This is a genomic window from Paraclostridium benzoelyticum (assembly GCF_001006285.1).
In the GTDB taxonomy this organism is placed as follows: domain Bacteria; phylum Bacillota; class Clostridia; order Peptostreptococcales; family Peptostreptococcaceae; genus Paraclostridium; species Paraclostridium benzoelyticum.
On the sequence record NZ_LBBT01000127.1, the window covers coordinates 1 to 20,686 of the forward strand.

At 26.4% G+C, this 20,686-nt stretch carries 20 protein-coding genes and 3 riboswitches; of the genes, 15 read left to right on the top strand and 5 right to left on the bottom strand.

Annotated features, from left to right (window positions below; genetic code table 11):
* Window positions 1-154 precede the first annotated feature (154 nt).
* The 4 genes from VN21_RS05390 to eam all read left to right on the top strand — a co-directional run bounded on the left by VN21_RS05390 (window position 155) and on the right by eam (window position 3,316).
* Entirely contained in the window at window positions 155-343 is a 189-nt protein-coding gene (locus tag VN21_RS05390; RefSeq protein ID WP_046822401.1) for a hypothetical protein, read from the top strand.
* Window positions 344-474: 131 nt separating this feature from the next.
* Window positions 475-1,092, top strand: a complete 618-nt coding sequence (locus tag VN21_RS05395; RefSeq protein WP_046822402.1) for a HutD family protein — start codon at window positions 475-477, stop codon at window positions 1,090-1,092.
* A gap of 120 nt (window positions 1,093-1,212) precedes the next feature.
* Window positions 1,213-1,854 carry an isochorismatase family cysteine hydrolase gene (locus VN21_RS05400; RefSeq protein WP_152650775.1) on the top strand — a complete coding sequence of 214 codons (642 nt, stop codon included), beginning with the start codon at window positions 1,213-1,215 and terminating at the stop codon, window positions 1,852-1,854.
* 196 nt (window positions 1,855-2,050) lie between these two features.
* Window positions 2,051-3,316 carry a glutamate 2,3-aminomutase gene (eam, locus tag VN21_RS05405; protein WP_046822403.1) on the top strand — a complete coding sequence of 422 codons (1,266 nt, stop codon included), beginning with the start codon at window positions 2,051-2,053 and terminating at the stop codon, window positions 3,314-3,316.
* Window positions 3,317-3,343: 27 nt separating this feature from the next.
* Here the strand turns inward: eam and VN21_RS05410 are convergent, their stop codons facing one another.
* The gene (locus VN21_RS05410; protein ID WP_046822404.1) at window positions 3,344-4,981 is read right to left on the bottom strand and encodes a Na/Pi cotransporter family protein; all 1,638 of its coding nucleotides are present in this window, start codon (window positions 4,979-4,981) and stop codon (window positions 3,344-3,346) included.
* 594 nt (window positions 4,982-5,575) lie between these two features.
* Between VN21_RS05410 and VN21_RS05415 the strand changes: the two genes are divergently transcribed.
* The 6 genes from VN21_RS05415 (at window position 5,576) to VN21_RS05440 (ending at window position 11,659) form a co-directional block, all read left to right on the top strand.
* Entirely contained in the window at window positions 5,576-6,463 is an 888-nt protein-coding gene (locus tag VN21_RS05415) for a YitT family protein (RefSeq protein WP_052951986.1), read from the top strand.
* Between the two features lie 166 nt (window positions 6,464-6,629).
* Window positions 6,630-7,517: an ABC transporter ATP-binding protein gene (locus VN21_RS05420; RefSeq protein ID WP_046822405.1), complete on the top strand. Its 888-nt coding sequence runs from the start codon at window positions 6,630-6,632 to the stop codon at window positions 7,515-7,517.
* A 3-nt stretch (window positions 7,518-7,520) separates the two neighbouring features.
* Complete coding sequence (locus tag VN21_RS05425; RefSeq protein WP_046822406.1) at window positions 7,521-8,279, top strand: ABC transporter permease; 759 nt, start codon at window positions 7,521-7,523, stop codon at window positions 8,277-8,279.
* A gap of 60 nt (window positions 8,280-8,339) precedes the next feature.
* Window positions 8,340-9,365: an ABC transporter permease gene (locus tag VN21_RS05430; protein WP_046822407.1), complete on the top strand. Its 1,026-nt coding sequence runs from the start codon at window positions 8,340-8,342 to the stop codon at window positions 9,363-9,365.
* Window positions 9,366-9,525: 160 nt separating this feature from the next.
* Window positions 9,526-10,248, top strand: coding sequence for a response regulator transcription factor (locus tag VN21_RS05435; protein ID WP_046822408.1), 723 nt, complete (start codon window positions 9,526-9,528; stop codon window positions 10,246-10,248).
* 1 nt (window position 10,249) lies between these two features.
* Window positions 10,250-11,659, top strand: coding sequence for a sensor histidine kinase (locus VN21_RS05440; protein WP_046822409.1), 1,410 nt, complete (start codon window positions 10,250-10,252; stop codon window positions 11,657-11,659).
* A 39-nt stretch (window positions 11,660-11,698) separates the two neighbouring features.
* Here VN21_RS05440 and VN21_RS19225 read toward each other — a convergent pair whose 3' ends face one another.
* Complete coding sequence (locus VN21_RS19225; protein WP_263331390.1) at window positions 11,699-11,821, bottom strand: hypothetical protein; 123 nt, start codon at window positions 11,819-11,821, stop codon at window positions 11,699-11,701.
* A 159-nt stretch (window positions 11,822-11,980) separates the two neighbouring features.
* Between VN21_RS19225 and VN21_RS05445 the strand changes: the two genes are divergently transcribed.
* Entirely contained in the window at window positions 11,981-12,373 is a 393-nt protein-coding gene (locus VN21_RS05445; protein ID WP_046822410.1) for a hypothetical protein, read from the top strand.
* 50 nt (window positions 12,374-12,423) lie between these two features.
* Here VN21_RS05445 and VN21_RS05450 read toward each other — a convergent pair whose 3' ends face one another.
* Both VN21_RS05450 and VN21_RS05455 read right to left on the bottom strand, forming a co-directional pair.
* A complete protein-coding gene (locus VN21_RS05450; RefSeq protein WP_046822411.1) occupies window positions 12,424-12,756 on the bottom strand; it encodes a hypothetical protein in 333 nt (110 codons plus the stop codon).
* Between the two features lie 84 nt (window positions 12,757-12,840).
* Window positions 12,841-13,521 carry a hypothetical protein gene (locus VN21_RS05455; protein WP_046822412.1) on the bottom strand — a complete coding sequence of 227 codons (681 nt, stop codon included), beginning with the start codon at window positions 13,519-13,521 and terminating at the stop codon, window positions 12,841-12,843.
* Between the two features lie 120 nt (window positions 13,522-13,641).
* Here VN21_RS05455 and VN21_RS05460 point away from each other — a divergent pair, with 120 nt between their 5' ends.
* From VN21_RS05460 to VN21_RS05470, 3 genes are all read left to right on the top strand, one after another.
* Window positions 13,642-15,093, top strand: a complete 1,452-nt coding sequence (locus VN21_RS05460; RefSeq protein ID WP_046822413.1) for a DEAD/DEAH box helicase — start codon at window positions 13,642-13,644, stop codon at window positions 15,091-15,093.
* 44 nt (window positions 15,094-15,137) lie between these two features.
* Window positions 15,138-15,221: riboswitch (cyclic di-GMP riboswitch) on the top strand.
* A gap of 41 nt (window positions 15,222-15,262) precedes the next feature.
* A riboswitch (cyclic di-GMP riboswitch) is annotated at window positions 15,263-15,346 on the top strand.
* A gap of 41 nt (window positions 15,347-15,387) precedes the next feature.
* A riboswitch (cyclic di-GMP riboswitch) is annotated at window positions 15,388-15,471 on the top strand.
* A gap of 49 nt (window positions 15,472-15,520) precedes the next feature.
* Window positions 15,521-18,340: a SpaA isopeptide-forming pilin-related protein gene (locus tag VN21_RS17815; protein WP_052951987.1), complete on the top strand. Its 2,820-nt coding sequence runs from the start codon at window positions 15,521-15,523 to the stop codon at window positions 18,338-18,340.
* A 182-nt stretch (window positions 18,341-18,522) separates the two neighbouring features.
* Window positions 18,523-19,686, top strand: coding sequence for a class I SAM-dependent methyltransferase (locus VN21_RS05470; protein ID WP_046822414.1), 1,164 nt, complete (start codon window positions 18,523-18,525; stop codon window positions 19,684-19,686).
* Window positions 19,687-19,723: 37 nt separating this feature from the next.
* On the opposite strand, the gene VN21_RS05475 is transcribed toward VN21_RS05470, so the two are convergent.
* Window positions 19,724-20,053, bottom strand: coding sequence for a winged helix-turn-helix transcriptional regulator (locus VN21_RS05475; protein WP_332840846.1), 330 nt, complete (start codon window positions 20,051-20,053; stop codon window positions 19,724-19,726).
* A gap of 147 nt (window positions 20,054-20,200) precedes the next feature.
* Here VN21_RS05475 and VN21_RS05480 point away from each other — a divergent pair, with 147 nt between their 5' ends.
* On the top strand, window positions 20,201-20,569 hold the full coding sequence (locus VN21_RS05480) for a VOC family protein (RefSeq protein ID WP_021433496.1): 369 nt from the start codon (window positions 20,201-20,203) through the stop codon (window positions 20,567-20,569).
* The last annotated feature ends 117 nt before the right edge of the window (window positions 20,570-20,686 follow it).

Consider the following 20,686-nt stretch of genomic DNA (forward strand, 5'->3'; position numbering starts at 1 on the left):
TAAAGTATACCAAAATTTAAAAATAAATATTAATTAAAATACTTTTATACAAATTATGAAAATATTACTTCGAATGTAAAGATAAAATTCGTGAGATATTAATTATAGAGTTTTAAAATATTAAAACTTAATAACTTATATGGAGGGTGAATTAATGAAAAAAGGTATGATCCCAATAGCATTAGGAACTGCAGTTACGACAGCAGGAATTGTTTTAGATATTAAGCAAAATAAACATGATAAATTTGATAAAAAAGATTATAAAAATATGGCAGGGGCTCTTTTAGTAGGAGCAGGAGTTGCACATATAGTTCTTGGAGGAATAGATAGAGCAAGATATTAAGAAATAAAAAACTGTAGAATTTAATTTTCTACAGTTTTTATTTTTAAAATAATTTTATTACATTGTAATATAGGCATAGTATTTAATATATAATTAAGGTAAATATGTATTTAAATTAGGAGGGGGATATTTTGACTTGTAAGATTAAAATTATAAAAGAACAAGGTCAAAAAATTAACAAATGGTCTGGAGGAATCACAAATCAATTGTATATATATCCTGAAAATTCTTCGTATGAAGAGAGAAACTTTAAATGGAGAATAAGCTCAGCAATTGTGGAATTAGAAAAATCAGAATTTACTAAACTTCCAAATATAAAAAGGAAAATAATGGTTTTAGATGGAGAGTTACTATTAAGTCATCAAAATCATTATGATAAAAAACTTGAAAAATTTGAAGTAGATAGCTTTAGTGGAGATTGGAATACTATAAGCTATGGAAAAGCTACAGATTTTAATTTGATGACAAGCAAAGATTGTACTGGAGAATTAAGATACATAAATGTAAAATCAGAAATAAATTTAGAGCCTAAAATTAATTTAAATGATAATTGTTACAGGTATGAATTTAATTGTTTTTATAGTTTAAATGGAGGTTTTAAAATAAAATTAGAAAACGGTAATATACTTCAAGCAGAACAAGGTGATTTAGCTATAGTAAAATTTAAAAAAGGATTTAAAGAAAACCTAACCTTAATAAATAGCAAAGAAGAAGAATTAAATATAATTGAAAGTATAGTTTACTACTAAGTGTAAAAAGTATAATTGTATACATACAATTATACTTTTTAATTTTTTTGAAAAGCTTTAATTGATGATATATAAATACTTTGATATCATTGTAATAAATATTTATAAAGGGGTGGTAAATTGGAAAATTTATTAAATGATTTAAAATATATGAAAGAGGTTTTAACCCAATTAGAAGATATAAACATTAATGATATTGATATGGAAAAAACTATATTATTTATTGTAGATATGAACAATGGATTTGCTAGAAAAGGCTCTTTATATTCAGATAGAGTAGAAAATTTGATAAATCCAATTAAAAACTTAGGTGATTATGTAGCTAGTAAAAATTGCAAAGTGGTAGCATTTACGGATAGCCATACTAAAGATTCTATAGAGTTACATAGTTACCAAACACATTGCTTAAGTGATGATGAAGAAAGTGATGTTGTTAGTGAAATAAAAGCTATTAGCAATATAAAAATAGTACCTAAAAACTCTACTAATGGATTTTTCTGTTTGAATGAGATAAGCTTTAAAAATATTGAGAACATTATAATTGTTGGAGATTGTACTGATATTTGTATTTATCAATTTGCAGTTACATTAAAGTCATATTTTAATCAAAATAATATTTATAAGAAAATTATAGTACCAATGAATTTAGTAGATACTTACGATATACCTAAAATACATAATGCGGAAATTATGAATATAGTATTTTTTAATAGCATGATTCAAAATGGAGTTCAAGTTATAAAAAACATTATATATAAATGAAATTAGAAGGTCTTAATTTAATTAAGACCTATTAATTTTGTTAAATTTCAGAATTTATTGAAAAAAGAGAAAAAATATGATAGAATAAATTCAAAGAATAAAAAAATGCAAGTAATCAGTCATTAATTATGTTAAAAAAAATACAACTATGACATGGAAGGGGGAACCTAAGTAACAAAGCTTAGGGAAGTTGCTTATGAATGAGAAGAATAAGATTTCTTTAGAAAGAGCATCAGAGTTAAAATCAAGAATAGAAGATTATATAAAAATTAAAGATACAATTCCAACTGGTATTAAAAATGAAGAATCCATAAAGCATAGAAAAAGAAAAATTTTAGAGGTTTTAAATGCAAAAGAAGAAGACTGGGATGATTATAAATGGCAGTTATCTAATAGGATAACTGATGTTGATATTCTTAGTAAAATTTTAAGTTTAACTGAAAAAGAAGTTGAAAATATTAAAAATGTTCAAAGTAAATTTAGATGGGCGATTTCTCCATACTATCTAAGTTTAATAGATCCTAATAACCCATATGATTCAATAAAACTAATGTCAATTCCATCTAGTGTAGAACTAGATGAATCAATAAGTGATTTAGATCCTATGGGAGAAGAATTCACTAATCCAGCAGGTAGTATAACTAGACGATATCCAGATAGATTAATTATAAATGTTACAAATGAGTGTGCTATGTACTGTAGGCACTGTCAAAGAAGAAGAAATATTGGACAAGAAGATTGCCAAAAAAGCAAAGAAGTAATTAAAGAGTCTATAAATTATATTAAAGAGAATACAGAAATAAGAGATGTACTTATAACTGGGGGAGATCCACTTACGCTTAATGATGATATGCTAGAGTGGATAATTAGTGAAATAAGAAAAATTGATCATGTAGATTATATAAGATTAGGAAGTAGAACTTTAGTAACTATGCCCCAAAGAATCACTGATGAATTTTGCAATATGATAAAGAAATATCATCCTATATATATAAATACACATTTTAACCATCCAATGGAAATAACAAAAGAAACAAAAGAAGCTTGCGAAAAATTAGCAAATAACGGAATTCCATTAGGAAATCAAGCAGTTTTATTAAATGGAGTTAATAATGATAAATATTTAATGAGATGCTTAAATCATGAACTTCTTAAAATAAGAGTAAAACCTTACTATATATTCCATAGTAAACATGTAAAAGGAACTACTCATTTTAATACATCTGTAGATGAAGGTATGGAGATAATGGAGTATCTAAGAGGGTATACATCAGGGATGGCTATTCCAACTTATATAATAAATGCTCCTAAAGGAAAAGGTAAAACACCTTTATTACCTCAATATTTAATCTCAAAGGGATCGGATTATATAATGATAAGAACCTGGGAAGGTGAAGTTGTTAAAGTGGAAGATAATAAATCTGTTAATATAAAAGATGTTATAGATAAAAGCATAATGTAAAAAAGGAGATGAAAATTCATCTCCTTTTTATGCTGATTGATTTTGATTAATTTTTATAACTCTTTTAGCTATACTTGCAGAGTGATCTGAGATTCTTTCAAGATTAGTTAATAAATCTAAATATATTATTCCAGAGTCTATACTACAAGAATGAATATTTAATCTATTCATATGTTTAGCTCTATATAATTTATCTAAAGCATCAACTTCATCTTCTATTTTTAAAACATCATTTGCAAAGTTTACACTATTTTGTTTCATTGCCTCAAGAGATAAAGTGTAGGCATCTAAAACTTTATTGTATATATCTATTATTTCAGATTTTGCATTATCTGACATAAAAGCTTTAAGTTTCATTGATGACTGGGCTAACTCAGCTATATTCTCTGATAAGTCTCCAACTCTTTCTATATCATTTACTGTGTGGAATAATAAATCTAGAGAAAATCTCATTTTATCATCTAAAGTTTTATTGGACAGTTTTATAAGGTAATCTAGTACTTTTCTTTGTTGCTCATCTAGTGCTTTCTCTTTTTCAAATGTAGTTTTTACATCTTCTTCAGAATGTTCAAGCAATGCATTCATAGAACATGTAAAACTTTTCTTAGCTTTACGACCCATTCTAAGAGCTTCTCTAACTGTATTTCCAAAAGCTATAGATGGAGTTTCTAACATTCTTTCATCTAAATACTTAGTTACATGACTATCATATTCTTCTTCCTCGCCTGGCTTATCAGGTATAAGTAACATAACTAATTTAACTATATATTTAGAGAACGGTAACAATAGTACAACATTTATTAAGTTAAATAAAGTATGGGAGTTAGCTATTTGTCTAGCTGTATCAGTTGGATCTAAATGTGTAACTATCATTGTTATAGGTTTATTTAAAATTAACATAAATAATAATGTTCCTATTACGTTAAAACATAAATGCATTAAGGCCGCTCTTTTAGCGTTTTTATTTGCACCAACACATGATATAAGCGAGGTAGTACAACTACCTATATTATCTCCATATAAAATTGGTAATGCACCAGCTAAAGGCATTAACCCTTGAGATGATAAAGCAATTAATATACCCATTGAAGCACTTGAACTTTGCAAACAAGTAGTCATAGCAAAACCAGCAAGTAATGCTAATACTGGATGAGTTGCAAGTCCTGCTAACATATTTCTAAAAAATGCATATTCAGACAAAGGTGCGACTGCATCCTTCATAAATTCCATACCTATAAATAGTATTGCAAATCCTATAAGAATTTCTGATATATTTTTTAATTGTGGTTTAGATTTTGAACCAATCATATATAAAACAATACCTACCCCTAAAGCTATAGATGAAAATATGCTCGCGTCAAAAGATACTAACTGAGCTGTTACAGTAGTACCTATATTTGCTCCCATTATAATACCTATTGCTTGATATAGAGTCATTATTCCTGCGTTAACGAACCCAACTACCATTACAGTAGTAGCTCCACTACTTTGTATGATACCAGTTACAACAGCTCCTACTAAAACTCCCATAACTACGTTACTAGTTAAAAGCTCTATAGCTTTTTCAAGTTTAGGACCTGTTGATTTTTGAAGACCTTCTCCCATTATGTTCATACCATAAAGGAATAAACCAAGACCCCCAATAAGACTTATGAATATAGACAAGATTGTTCCCTCCTCGGAAATGTTAATTTTCTTATTTTCAATTTTCTTACTTTCTTATGTACGATAATATGATACCAAAAAATTCGACAAGTTATGTTAAGAAAATGTTAAATTTAAACTTAACAATTTTAGATAAACATTAAAAAATTGTTAATAGTGGTGAACCTAAAAATATCAAACTGATTTATAAAGATTGTTAATCCTATAGTAAAAGCAAATTTTATTGAAATTATAAGTGAAATAAAATATATTTCATGTATTAATATGGACTTAACATAAGCTTGAAAAAGTTAAAAATTTTTTACAAATACTTACTATATTAAAGTGGATTGTTAAATTTGAAAAAATTCAGGCACATAAACAGTGAAGATGGTATATTAATAAATAGAAAATTTAACTGTATCGAGGATATGTATAGATAGTAATACTTTTGACACAATAAAAAGTGTAGAAACCTTGAAATTAATAAATTATAAAAAAATGTATTTAATTTTCAGAAAATTCTTGAAAACTAGGTGAATTTATAATATAATATGATTATAAAAATAGAATAATTTTATTATAAAATTATAAGGAATTAAAAGAGGTGATAAAATGAAAGAAGTTAATGCAAAAAGAATAAGAACGGGTTATGAATTTATAATGATAACAATTGGATCATTAATTGTAGCGATGGGTCTTGAGTTGATATTGTCTCCAAATGGGATGGTTGATAGTGGTACAACTGCTTTATCAGTAATAATACATTCATTAACAGGTATTCCTATGTTTATACTATTACTTGGATTTAATATACCAATTTTACTATTTACATCAAAAACATTTGATAGAATCTTTCTATTTAAAACCTTATGGGCTAACATTTGTGCATCTACATTTTTATATTTTTTAACACCAGTTCCACCAGTCACTACGTCGGAGTTGTTAATAGTAATTTATGGAGGGGTAGCACTAGGATTAGGAGCAGGAACTGTTATTAAGTTCGGAGGAGCTATAGATGGTAGTGAGATGCTAGCTGTATGGGCAAATCAAAAATTTAAAATACCTGTATCTACATTTTTAATGAGTATAAATATTATTGTTTTAGTAGTTACGGCAATAGTGCTTAGTATTGAAAGTGCGATGTTTTCTTTGATTGTAATATATATGATGACTAAGTTAGTGGATTTAATATTAGATGGATTTAACCAAGGTAGGTCTATTATAGTAATGTCTAATAAAGTTGAAGATATAGGAAATCATATTGTAAATAATTTAGGTATTTCGATAACATATTTACAAGGGTATGGAGGATATTCAGGAAATGAATCGAAAGTTATTTTATGTATAACTGATAAGTTTACTTACCCAACTTTGAAACGTAACATTTTAGATATAGATAGCAATGCTATAATCGAGACAAGTTACTTGGCAGATAGCCACAATATAGAAAAAACATCAATAGAGCATGTTATAAGAAAAAATTTACCTGGAATTAAATAATAATTAAATAAAAAATAGACACGATGCAATATTAAAAAAGCATAGTGTCTATTTTTTATTTTAATTTTAATTTATTTAAGGATTATTTAAGATTGAGTTTATAATGGATTAAGATTATCTAAATATAATATAACCATAACAACGAACACAATATATGGAGGTAATTATGAATAAATTAGAAATAGTAAATTTAACGAAATCATACAAATACAAAAACGCGAATGAAAATATAAACTTAGTTTTAGAAAGTGGAGTTTACGGATTGCTTGGACCAAATGGAGCTGGTAAAACGACTTTAATGAAACAAATTGCAACATTAAAACAACCTACAAGTGGAAAGATTCTTTACAATGGAAAAGATATAAATACTTTAGACGAAAACTATAGAGCTATAGTAGGCTACCTGCCACAAGATTTTGATGCTTACAAAAACTTTAGTGCAAAAGAGTTTTTATTATATATAGGAGCATTAAAAGGTATGGATAAAAGCATAGCTAAAGAAAAAACTGACAAATTACTAAAATTAGTAGGACTTTATGATGTAAGAAATAAAGCAATATCAAAATTTTCAGGGGGTATGAAGAGAAGAGTTGGAATAGCACAAGCTCTTTTAAATGATCCTAAAATACTTATATTAGATGAACCAACAGCAGGACTTGACCCCCAGGAAAGGGCAAGATTTAGAAACTTATTATCTCAAATAGGTAAAGAAACTATAGTAATACTATCAACACACATTATATCAGATATAGAATCTGTTGCTAAAGAAACTATAATGATAAAGGATGGGAAGGTATTATTACAAGGTACTCATAAAGAAATATTAGATGATATGAATGGAAAAGTTTATAGTATAAAAGTTAAAAATGAAAGTGAAGTTTATGCAATACAAAATAAGTATAAAGTAGTTAGTGTGCAACGTGGAGTAGATGATATAGAACTTAGAGTTATAAGTGAAAATTTAATAAAAGGTTTTGACGCAAAGAGTATAGAGCCTAGGTTTGAGGACGTGTATATGTTTTATTTTGACTTAGAAGATTCAAGGGAGGTATAAATTATGAATAATATTGTAAATGCAGAGTTTAAAAAGATAATAAAGAAAAAAGGACTCATGGTATTTTGGCTATTTTCTTTATTTTTAGCATATGTAAGTGTTAGAACTGGGGGATTATCAGATAGTTATGGAGATCTGTTTAGTAAGTTTTATGGACTATCTCCATTAATGGGAATTTTAATGTTTAGTTTATTTTCTGGAAGTTATGTATTAGAATATAGCTCTAATATGGATTCGATAGTAAAATCTACTAAAAATGGTAAAAGTAAATTAGTTTTAGCTAAAAGTATAGTTTACGGTTTAGTTGCAAGTTTAATAAATTTATCAATACTTGGAGTTATGAGCTTTAAGATAATAATAGGAATTCACTTTAGCGGATTACAAATGAGTATAAAAAACATTTGGTACTTTGGAAATAGTGGATCTAATTTAACAGTATTACAAATGTTAATGATAATGACATTAACAGTAATTTTAGGATCTTTCCTATTTGCACAATTAGGGTTATGGTTATCATCTATAAGTCAAAAAGCAGTAGTCCCATTCTTTATATGTGGGTTAGTGATGGGAATACCATATATAGCAGGAAGTTTTATAAGTGAAAAAATATTAGGATTTACACCATTGTTTGGAATGTACAGTCAACAACTTATAAGATATGGAGTATCACCTATAGCGTTTGTAGTATTTATAGGGATAAGTATATTAGGAAGTTATGTATTATATAGACTTACAAGTATAGGTTTCTTACAAGAAAGATAATTTATGCAATATAATATGAAGGAATTTAAAAACTATAAAATTATCTTTAGGAGGTAACAGATGCTTAAATGGGAAATTAAAAAATTATTTAAAAATAAATCAATAATAATATCTAGTATTATTTTATTACTTTTATGTGGAATGATGAGCCTTATAAAACCTGATTTGGAAACAGAGAACTCATATGTAGATGATAAAGGAAAATATACGGTAGATAATAGATCTGAATCTACTATAGCAAATGAAAAATTAAGCTATAAGATAAGCGAATTGAAAGAGATACAATCACAAAATAGTATGAAAAATACAGATGATCTAACTAAAAAAACTAGTGATATGGCAAATTTAAAGCTTGATAAGGATTCAGGAAAAGAATATAAAGATGTAAGTTTTTACAAAGTTTTTAATTATAGATTAAGTAACATGCTTGTAAGTGTTGTTATAGTTGGTATTACAATATATATATTTTCTAATATATATACTGATGAAAAATTATCTAATGTAGACTCTATAATACTATCAAGCAAAAATAAGTCTAAAGCTTTATTTTCAAAACTATCATTATCTATAATACTACCAGCAGTCTTATATTTAATATATGTGTTAATAATAGGATGCATAACTATAGTTCAGTACGGACAACCAGTAAATGGAGCATTACAAGCATATAGAATAGTTGATATAGTAACGTTAGTAAACCCAATTTCAATAAATATTTATACAATTCAAAGCATATTAACAATGATGATTATATTTGCAAGTATTGGAATATTTGCAAGTTTATTTTCGTTCATAACTAAAAACTCAGTAGAATCTATAGTTGGAATTACTGTATTCTTAGTTATAGGAAAGCTATTAACTTTAATGAAGTTTTTACCTGCAAAATTAATGATTATAATCAATTACTCAAACTATATAGATATAATAATGCAGCCAGCAATGATTATAGGAAAGTATATGGGAGATATTAGTTTATTTGGACAAAGTATAGGGACTATAAGTTTGGTTTATATAGTATTAGTAGCAATTTTATTAATGGGTATTGGTTTAAATATATATGTATTTAGAAAGTTTTTAATTAAATAAATTTAAAGCTACTAGTTATAGGATTTATAAAAAATGACTAATATTTAATTATAATTAAATATTAGTCATTTTGTTTTATATACATTATTTGTAAATTAGGTATTTTTAGGATAAAATACAATTAAATAAACGTTAGAAAAATGACATATAGGAGGTTTGTATGGAAAGTACACTAAAAGAAAAAAACATACTATTAGTAGATGATGAAGTAGATATATTAAAGTTATTAAGTACAGTTTTTAAAAAGGAAGGATTCAACAATATTTATACAGCAGAAACAGGGAATGAAGCTTTAGATATATTTAAAAATCAAAATATAGATATAGTAGTGTTAGATATAATGTTGCCGGATAAAGAAGGATATGATGTGTTTAAAGAAATTAGATCTATATCTCAAGTTCCAGTTTTATTTTTATCAGCTAAGACTGAAGAGATGGATAGGCTAGTAGGGCTTGCGTTAGGGGCTGATGATTATATAACAAAGCCATTTAGCCCAAAAGAAGTTGTACTTAGGGTAAAGTTAAATCTAAAGAAAAACATTATATTAAATTCAATAAAAGAAGAACCTGAAAGTACTAAGTTAGAGTTTGGACCATTTGAAATAGATGAAGATAAAGTAGAAGTTAAAAAACATGGAAAGACTCTGGAATTAAAAGCTAAAGAATTTAAAATGTTTTTATATATGGCTAGACACTTAGAGCAAATTATAAGTAAAGAGAAATTTTGCGACGAAGTATGGGGCGATGACTTTATAGGATATGATAATACTATAATGGTACATATAAGAAGGCTTAGAGAAAAAATAGAAGATAACCCATCTAAACCTAAATATATAAAAAATATTAAAGGTTTAGGATATAAATTAACTTTAAAGGAAGATTAATATGAAGTGGAAAATAACACTAAGATATGTAGTTAGTATTATTTGCGTAGTTATGATTGTAACTATATTAAATATAATTGGAATAATGGGAGTTATGATGTCAAATAAATCAAAATCTCAAGAAATTCCACAAGCAGACTTTACTAGAGCATTTAGTAAGTTTATTAAAATTGACGGAAATGAAGTAGATTTAAGTAAAGATGGAGAGAAAATTTTAAAAGAAAAGGATATTTGGATTCAAATTTTAGATGCAGATGGAAGTCAAGTATATAGTTATAATACTCCGAATAAACTAAATGAAAAATATACCCCTATGGAACTTATAAATGGATATAAGTATGCAGGTGGATTACCTAACTCAGGATCCGATAATATTTTGGTTTCAAGTAAGAAAGTAGGAGACATAGAATACACATATTTGTTAGGATTTAGAAGAGGAGAAGTTGGTAAATATATAATAACATATAACAATAGAGACCTTGCAGATACTGTTTTTAAATCAATCTGGATAATATTATTAATAGACTTGCTAATAGCTTTAATAGTAGGATATATTTTTAGTAGAAGATTAACAAAACCTATGAAAAATATTATCAAAGGGGTAGAAAATTTAGAAGAAGGAAAATTCGATGTATATTACAAAGAAAAAGGATTGTATGTAAGTGTGTATAAAAAATTAAATAAATTGTCAGATACGTTAAAAAGTAATGAAATTGAAAGAAACAAATTAGATAAATTAAAACAAGAGTGGATAGCAAATATTTCTCATGATATAAAAACGCCTCTATCTTCAATAAAAGGATATGCGGAAATTTTAAGTGATGAAGATTATGATGTGGATAGGGAAGAAGCTAAAGATTATGGAGTTATAATTAATGAAAAATCAGAGTATATAAAAGAATTAGTTGATGACTTAAACTTAACTATGAAATTAAAAAGCAGTGATAGAATTTTAAACAAAAAAGATGAAAATATAGTCAGAATTATAAAAGATTCTGTAATTCAAATTTTAAATGATCCTAAATATTCTAATAGAGATGTTGAGTTTATTTCTAATAAAGATTCTATAATTAAATCAGTAGACAGTATGCTTTTTAAGAGAGTAATAAACAATCTTGTTTATAATGCATTAATTCATAATGACGATAAAGTGCAAATTAAAGTTGAAGCTGAATATATAAATGAAGATGAAACAATTATAAATATTCAAGATAATGGAAAAGGTATTGAGAAAAAAGATTTAGAAAGAATATTTGATAGATACTATAGAGGAACAAACACTGGAGAGGTACACAAAGGTTCGGGGCTTGGAATGGCAATAGCTAAAGATATTATAATAGCACATGGATTTGATGTGGAATTAACTAGCGAAGTGGGGGAAGGTACTAAAATTAAAATAATTATTAAGTAAAAAAAGTCGATCTATTTTTAGATCGACTTTTTAATACAATTAACATCCACATTTGCATCTACAGCAATGTCTACAGCAACCACATCTAGGACAAATTTTAAAAAATAGAAAACATCTTCCGCAACATCTACATCTACAACATAAAAAGTTTCTATTTTGCATATATATACACCTCCTTATATTAATATATATATAAGTGTAAAATATGGTGCAAAAAAATGAATGAAAATAAAAAAAGTAAAATAGTGTCAAAAAATGAAACTTTTCATATAGTAATGTATGGATATTTTATCCATACATTACTATATAGGAGCTGAAAGCATGAGCTGCAAATATAAAAAAGGATGTTCTTGCAAAAAGACTTGTCAATGCAATAATCAATGGAATCAATGTAAACCATGTAATTGCTGTAAAAAATGTAATAAATGTAAGTGTAATTGTTCAAATGGATGGCAATGGGTTAAATTCCCAACTTGTAGAGATAGAAACAAAAATGATGTGTATGAAATTTTAGGAAAATTTGTATATGATTTATTAGCAGACATGGATTTACCATGCGGGCACCCAGGAATAAGAGAAATAATAAGAATATTAGAAGATGGCGGACATTTTCCATGTGGTCATCCAGGTTTAGAAGAGTTAATATTAATGGCTATACTAGAAGATAACAAGGAACTATGTAAAACAGCTAAAAAGATATGTTGTAAAAAATAGTTTTTAAAAGTAAGGCCCCTTGCATTTGTGCAAGGGGCCTTTTTTATTTATTATCTATTTCCGTGAATTAGTAAAAGATATGAAGCTCCAGCTAGTTTAGGACACATAGAGTTTTTAAAGTTTATTTTACCGACTAATTTATTTTCTTTATAAACCAAACCATTATTATCAACATTTCCAATAGGAGCTAAGTTGGAGTTGTTTGAGTATACAAACCCATCATCATCTATACTTCCTATAATATTGTTGGAGTTATCATAAACAATGTTATTATCAACTTTTCCAATAGGGCAATTGTGATATAAATGATTATGAACTATATTGTTTGCATCCAACCTAGCTACAGGTTGACTGTTATAAGGGAATTTTATTATTTCAAACATAATTAGGACTCTCCTTTTAAAATTTAATATATTATATTTAATTTTATTAAAGGTAAATTCTATTTATGAATAAATTCTGAGAATTTAAACAAAATCATAAGTATAGTACCATGTAACAGTACTTAAGTCAGTATTAAAAAGTTCATACTCTTTACTTAAAAAAGGCAGATATACTTTTTTTGCAGAATATACTCCTAAGTTACCGGCTATATCTATGTTTTTGAAAATTTTACTCGCAAAAACTATTCCTCTAGCATCCCTTAACTCTATATAAAAATTAAATAAATCAGCTATAGCAAAATTTTTAAGATTTAAGATGTATCCATCTAAATATAGAGTCTCACTTGATTCTTTTAAGCTATTAACTATTAGATTTATAGTATTGCTTTGAGTATCAAATTTTGTGCAGTAATATAATTCTTTAGATGTAAATTCATTTCTAGAATAAAGACTGTTGTAAATACTGTTATACAAGTTAAAACTAGCTAAACTAAAATATAGATTATTTTTATCAACTTGATTTTTATTTTTTATCAACTTGTGGATTTGTTTATTCTCTATAGACATTGCATTTTTTAAATTTGATTTTAGGTCTAAATTAACATAGTATTCATCTGATGAGTTAGGCTTATTTCTTGAAATTATTTGTAGTTCACTATTTAAAAAGTTAATGTTTTTTAAATAGTTATTTATACTATTTTGGGGCAAGTTAGAGTTGTTTAGCATAACTGTCAAATATTTAAAAAAACCTTCTTGACGACACAAATTGATTCACCTCCTAAATCAAAGCGATTATATAATATATGTTAAAAAAGTAAGATTAGTTCTGATATATGATATAATAAATAGCTATAAAAATTTAATTTAGTAAAATAAGGTGGTAAAATGGATAATAATTTTAGAAAATTTAATTTGAATAAATATATAACTAAAGCGCTTTTTAACATGGGATACTTAGAACCTTCAAAAGTTCAGGAAAAAGTGGTTCCAAAACTTTTAAATAAAGAAAATATTGTAGTTAAATCAAGAACAGGTAGTGGAAAAACAGCTAGTTTTGGAATTCCTATATGCGAGAATATAAATGTTGAAAATAACAATATACAAGCATTAATAGTAGTACCAACAAGAGAATTGGCTCTTCAAGTAAAAGACGAAGTTTCAAATATAGGGAGGTTGAAAAAAATTAGATGTAGCGCTATATTTGGAAAACAGCCAATAAAAGAGCAAATTTTTGAGTTGAAGCAAAGAGTTCATATAGTTGTGGCAACCCCTGGGAGAATAATTGATCATATAAATAGAGGGACAATAAATTTAAATCAGTTAGAATATTTTATTATAGATGAAGCTGACAAAATGTTAAATAAAGGTTTTGTAGATGATATGAAATTTATATTTAACAATATTCCAACAAAGTCTACTATTGGATTGTTTTCAGCTACAATAGGAAAAGAAATAAGCCATATATGTGAAATGTATATGGGGAAATATAATCAAATTATTATTGATGAAAATTGTATTTATAAAAACAAAATAGAAGAAAAGTTGATGTACTCTAATGAGGAAAATAAATATGAAACTTTAAAAAATATTATATATGCTTTAAAACCTGAAACAACAATAATATTCTTGAATACTAAAGATAGAGTATCTCAATTATATAGAAGAATGAAAAAAGATAAGTTTTCAGTAGAGCAACTACATGGTGATATGTCTCAAGATAAAAGAATATTTACAATTAAAGATTTAAAAAACGGAAAATATAATGTATTAGTAAGTACAGATGTAGCTAGTAGAGGTATTCACATAGATGATATATCATTAGTAATAAACTATGATGTTCCTAGAGATAAGGAGAATTATATACACCGAATAGGTAGGACTGGAAGACATGATCGATATGGAAAAGCAGTAACTATAGTAAGTGATAAAGATAGGAAATATATAGATGAAATAAAAGCATATATAGGGTATGATATCAATGTTTTAGAAGATATAACAAGTGATAAAATAAAAATTGGCAGATATGAGTTCGAACAAAAATCAGCTGCAATTTTTAAAAATAGAAGGAAAGTCCATAATAAGGAAAAAATTCATAGTGAAGTAACTAGAATATATTTAAATGCGGGTAAAAAGAAAAAAATAAGGATTATAGATATAGTAGGTACATTTAGCAATATAAAGGGAATAAACAATGAAGACATAGGGGTAATTGAAGTTCATGATCTGTACTCATATGTTGACATATTAAATTATAAAGGTGATAAATTCTTGAAAGACTACAATCAAATAAACATAAAGAAAAAACCAGTAAAAGTAAGAAGAGATAATAAGATATAATATTGCAAAAAATGTCAAAATACGCTATAATTATGTAGATTAATCAACAAAATAGAAACGAAGAAGTATATTCTGTATGTGGGCACCTGGGATATACAGAGTTAGTGGTGCAACCGGCTATATTTATTAAACATAAATATAGCCTTTTTTATTTGTATTATAAAAATTGAAGAAAGATAGAGGCGAAGAAATATATCCTGTATGTGGGCACCTGGGGTATATGGAGTCAGTGGTGCAACCGGCTATATTTATTAAATATAAATATAGCCTTTTTTATTTGAATTATGAAAATTGAAGAAAAATAGAGGCGAAGAAGTATAACCTGTATGTGGGCACCTGGGATATACGGAGTCAGTGGTGCAACCGGCTATATTTATTGAATATAAATATAGTTTTTTTTTATAAAAAATTAATATGAGGTGATTTTGTGAGAACAAAAAAAAGGTATAGAATGCTTAGTATGATTGTGATATTAAATCTAATATTAAACATTATATCTCCAGGGATGACGGTGTTTGCTGAAAATAATAATGTTAAGTTGACATTAACAAGCAACAAGACAAAATTGGAATCAGGGGAACAAGTTGAGTTTAATTTAAATTACGAGGCGTTAAATGGGCCAGGGAGTATAAAAGCAGGAGACACAATAACATTTAAATTGCCGGATGTATTTGAAAATATTCAACCTAAATATCCTCCAGAACATTTTAAAAATGTAACTGTAGATGGAACAATTGTCACAGCTGTGTTTAGTGAAGGCGCAAATGATGCAATAGGTGGATACATGAGTGTAAAGGCTACAGCTAAAAATGTTGAAACTAACACAACACAAAGAGTTGAAGTTAACTTAGATGGTACAGTTCAATATATTGATGTGGAAATAGTTCCTCCAGATGAAAAACCGCCAGTAGATCCTCCTACTGTAACTGATAGACAAATTTATAAAACTGTTGATAATCCAGATGGATATGATGGTTATGAAAATGGAACATTAATAAACAATATAAATAATCCTGTCATAGGAAAAAAAGTTAAATACAGTGTATATGTAAATGAAAAATATGCAACTATGTATAATGCATATATAAAGGATACTATTCCTGACGGAATGGAGCTAGTTAAAAATTCTATAAAAATTTATGAAACACAATATGGACAACCAGAGAAAGATGTAACAGAAGATTTTCAAAGCAAAATAAATACTCAAAATAATTCAATTAATGTAAATTTTGGAACTACTTATAACAAATATAGAGTAAGTTATAGCGTTATAATAAGACAAAATATGCAACGTTATGATAATGTTGCATATTTAATTAAACATGATGAAACATTATCATCAAAAGCAATAGTAAAACCTAAAGACGATGGTAAGATGTTAACTAAATACAGTAGAACTAGTGAGACAGCAAAAGATGAGAATGGAAATACTATAAATATAGTAAATCTTAATGACAATAAGGTTAAATATACACTTGATATAAATCCTAATAATCAAAGTGTAACAAATGCAATTATTGAAGATAACATTCCAGATGGAATGAAATTAGTAGATGGAAGTATTATGGTAGGTACATATGATATATCTGATAACTTTGAATGGGTAACAGATAAAATGAAAGATAAGATAAAATTTGAAAATAATAAGCTAACTGTTAATATAGGGAATACAGATAAGCATTATTTAATTTATTATGACTTAGAAGTTACACAGAGACAAAAGGATTACACAAATAAAGCAAAATTAAGTTATGATAATAAATCTAAAGATGTTCAAAATGTTGTAAGATATGAAATGAATGCAGGGGCTATAAATGCACGAAAAAAAGTAGATAAGGCATTACTTAAAAAAGGTGATAATCAAATAGTAAATTACACAATTGATTTTGATTGTTATGGATATTTTGATAAGGGGTATTTAAATTTAACAGATAAGTTAGATCCTGAGGTTGAAATTTTAGGGGTTGAGGCTCCAGAACATTTTAATGTAAACATAGATAAAGAAAGCAATACTATAAAAATTACAAATGATAAAAAAGAAATAGAGTATGGAGAACCACTTCAAGTAAAAATAAAAACGGACTTTTCTAAAGTTGAAGATGGGAAAATTGTAACTAATGTTGCAAAGATAAACAACTCTACAACTAATAAAGTTGAAACGAAAAAAGGTTATAGATTTACTGCAAAAAAAATTGATAGTACAACAAAATCCCCACTTTTAGGAGCAACTTTTAATTTAATGGATAGTAATAAAAAGGTTATAGCTACATTAAATAGTGATTCAAATGGAATATTATCAAACTCAATAGATAATCCAGGAGTATATTACTTAAGGGAGATAAAAGCTCCTAAAGGATATAACTTAGATAGTAAAGAAATAAAATTCAGTATAAATGAAAACCAAATAGGAACTACTGTAGATTTAGGAAATATACTAAACACACAATCTAATCATAATGCAACTATAAAAAAAGTTGATTCAGATAATGAGAAAAAAGTATTAGAAGGTGCAGTATTTGAGATTCAAAACTCAAGTGGAAGGAAAGTAACAAGTGTAACAACAGGTAAAGACGGAATAGCTAATTTAAATCTTTCACCAGGTAAATATAAAGCAGTTGAAAAAAAAGCACCACAAGGATACATTTTAAACACTGATCCTATACAATTTGAAATAAAATTAGATTCCGATTCAGATATCAACTTAGTTGTTAAAAATGATGCAATAAAAGGAAAGATACAAATAACAAAAACAGATTCAAAGGATAGTAAAAAAGTATTAGCGAATACAGAGTTTACTATATTTGATAGTAATAAAAAAGAAATAGCGAAAGCTATGACAAATAAAGAAGGAAAAGTAGAATTCGATAACTTAGGATATGGAAACTACTATTACCAAGAAACAAAAGCACCAGAGGGATACAAAATAGACGATAAATTGTATATATTTGAAATAAAGGAAGAAAATCAAGCAATAAGTAAAATAGTTACAAATGATCCTATAGTTGTAGAGGAAATTAAAAAAGATGATTCTAACTTAAAGAATGAAGAAAATATAACTAGTTCAAATCAAGGGAAAGATGATAGTCAAAAAGATAAAATAAATAGTTCTGATAATAAGACTAGTTATGAATCAAAAAATTCAAATAGTCCACAAACATATGATAATAGTATGTTACCGTATATAGGGTTATTTACAATTTCAACTATAGGATTAGCAGCAAGTACTTTCAATAAAAGAAGAAAGTAAAGGTTTAAAAATAAAGTAGAGTATTAATTTATTTTAGTACTCTACTTTTTATTTTATATACATTATTGATTGAAATAATAATAGATACATTTATACAAAATAGTTTAACTTATTAGAGTTGTAATATATAATAGTATTTGTTGTATCAAAAACTAAAATTAGAAATGATAAGGTGTGACATTATGGAAGAATTAAAGATTAAGATTAAAGAAATAACAAATGAAAAGCTTTTAAAAGTTGTTATTAGTAATAAGCTAAATAAAGATGTTAAATATAATAAAATTAATATTGAATTGAAGGAAAAAAATAATAAAGAATACTATCAGATAGAGAAATATACAGATAAACAAGTTTTTCATGAAAATATAGAGTTAGAAATGATAGAAACAAAATTATTTGAAATGACTTTTGAGAATTATAAACAAGTAGCTGCTTGGTCTGAAAATACTAATTATGATTTAAAAATATCTAAGAAAGGTAAGGTATTTCTGGGTAAGAAAAAAAGCAGTAATGAAAACTTAGTAAATAAAAGTCATAATAGAGAAAAAAATTATATACTTAAAGAAGGTATGTTAATACAGCCTTTAATAGATTTAGGTGTATTTACACAAGAAGGAAAAGTAGTTAAATCTAAATACGATAAGTATAAACAAATAAATAGGTTTATTGAAATAATTGATGATGAGATAAAGAAAAATGATTATAAAGAATTAACTATATTAGATTTTGGATGTGGAAAATCATATTTAACGTTTGTACTTTACTACTATTTTGTTGAGATAAAAAAAATAAATGTAAAAATGATTGGGTTAGATTTAAAAGCAGATGTTATAAAGAAATGTAATGATATAGCTCAAAAATATAATTATCAAAATTTAAAATTTGAACTTGGAGATATAAATGGATATAAGTACACTGATAATGTGGATATGGTTATAACTTTACATGCATGTGATACAGCTACAGATTATGCACTTTATAATGCTGTGAAGTGGAATACAAAAATGATTTTCTCAGTCCCTTGTTGTCAGCATGAATTTAATGAACAGATAAATTCTGATGAGTTTTCGATATTAACTAAGTATGGAATTATAAAGGAAAGAGTATCAGCTCTTATGACAGATGCGGTTAGAGGAAATTTATTAGAAGCATTAGGATATAAAACACAAATTCTTGAATTTATAGATATAGCACATTCGCCTAAAAATATTTTAATAAGAGCTTCTAAAGGTTCTATTTCACAAGAAAAGAAAAAGAGAGCAATGAAAGAAGTTGATAATCTTATAAAAGAGTTTAATTTAAATCCAACTTTATTAAAATTATTAAAAGATGATAAGTTAATATAAAGAGAAAAAGGAATCAATTATCTTAATTGATTCCTTTTTACATGTCGAAATACTTATCTCCAAGACTTTCTATACTCTTAAGTACCTTTGCATAATCATTGCCTTTTGCTGTCAAATAGTATTCTACTTTAGGTGGAAGTTCATCATATACTAATTTACAGATTAAATCATCGTTTTCCATTTCTTTTAACTTTTCATTTAGAACTTTATGGCTTACACCACAAGTAATTCTCTGTAGTTCTAAAAAACGTTTAGGACCTTCTAGTAAATGACATAGGATTATTACCTTCCACTTTCCTCTAATTACTTCAAAAGCCAAATCTAATTTACAAACATACTTTTTACCATCTCTAATAATCAAAAACATCACAACCTTTATTGGATATTTACTATATTTTAACCTATAAAACAATTTAACATAATACTAACTTTTTAGTAAGTACTTGATTATAATATAAATTAATATTAGTATAATTAAATAAGCAATTATTAATGTATACAGGGAGGATTATATATGAAATTTAGATTTTGTCACAATAATATAAACGTGTTAAATTTAGAAAAAAGTTTAGAGTTTTATGAAAAGGCACTTGGGCTTAAAGAAGTAAAAAGACATGAAGCAAAAGATGGAAGTTTTATACTATCTTATTTAGGAGACGGAGAAACTACACATACGTTAGAACTAACATGGCTTAAAGAATGGGATAGAGCATATAATTTAGGAGATAATGAGTTCCATCTAGCATTAAGAGTTGATGATTTTGATGCAGCTTATAATTTACATAAAGAAATGGGATGCATTTGTTTTGAAAACAAAGATATGGGTATATATTTTATAGCAGACCCAGATAATTATTGGATAGAAATTTTACCTTCAAAATAGTCATAAAGGCAAATAAAAAAACCAGCTAAATATACACATAAGTATATTTAGCTGGTTTTTTATTTTAAAATAAACATAAAACTATCATTCATTAAAAATAAGTACATATATATTTTA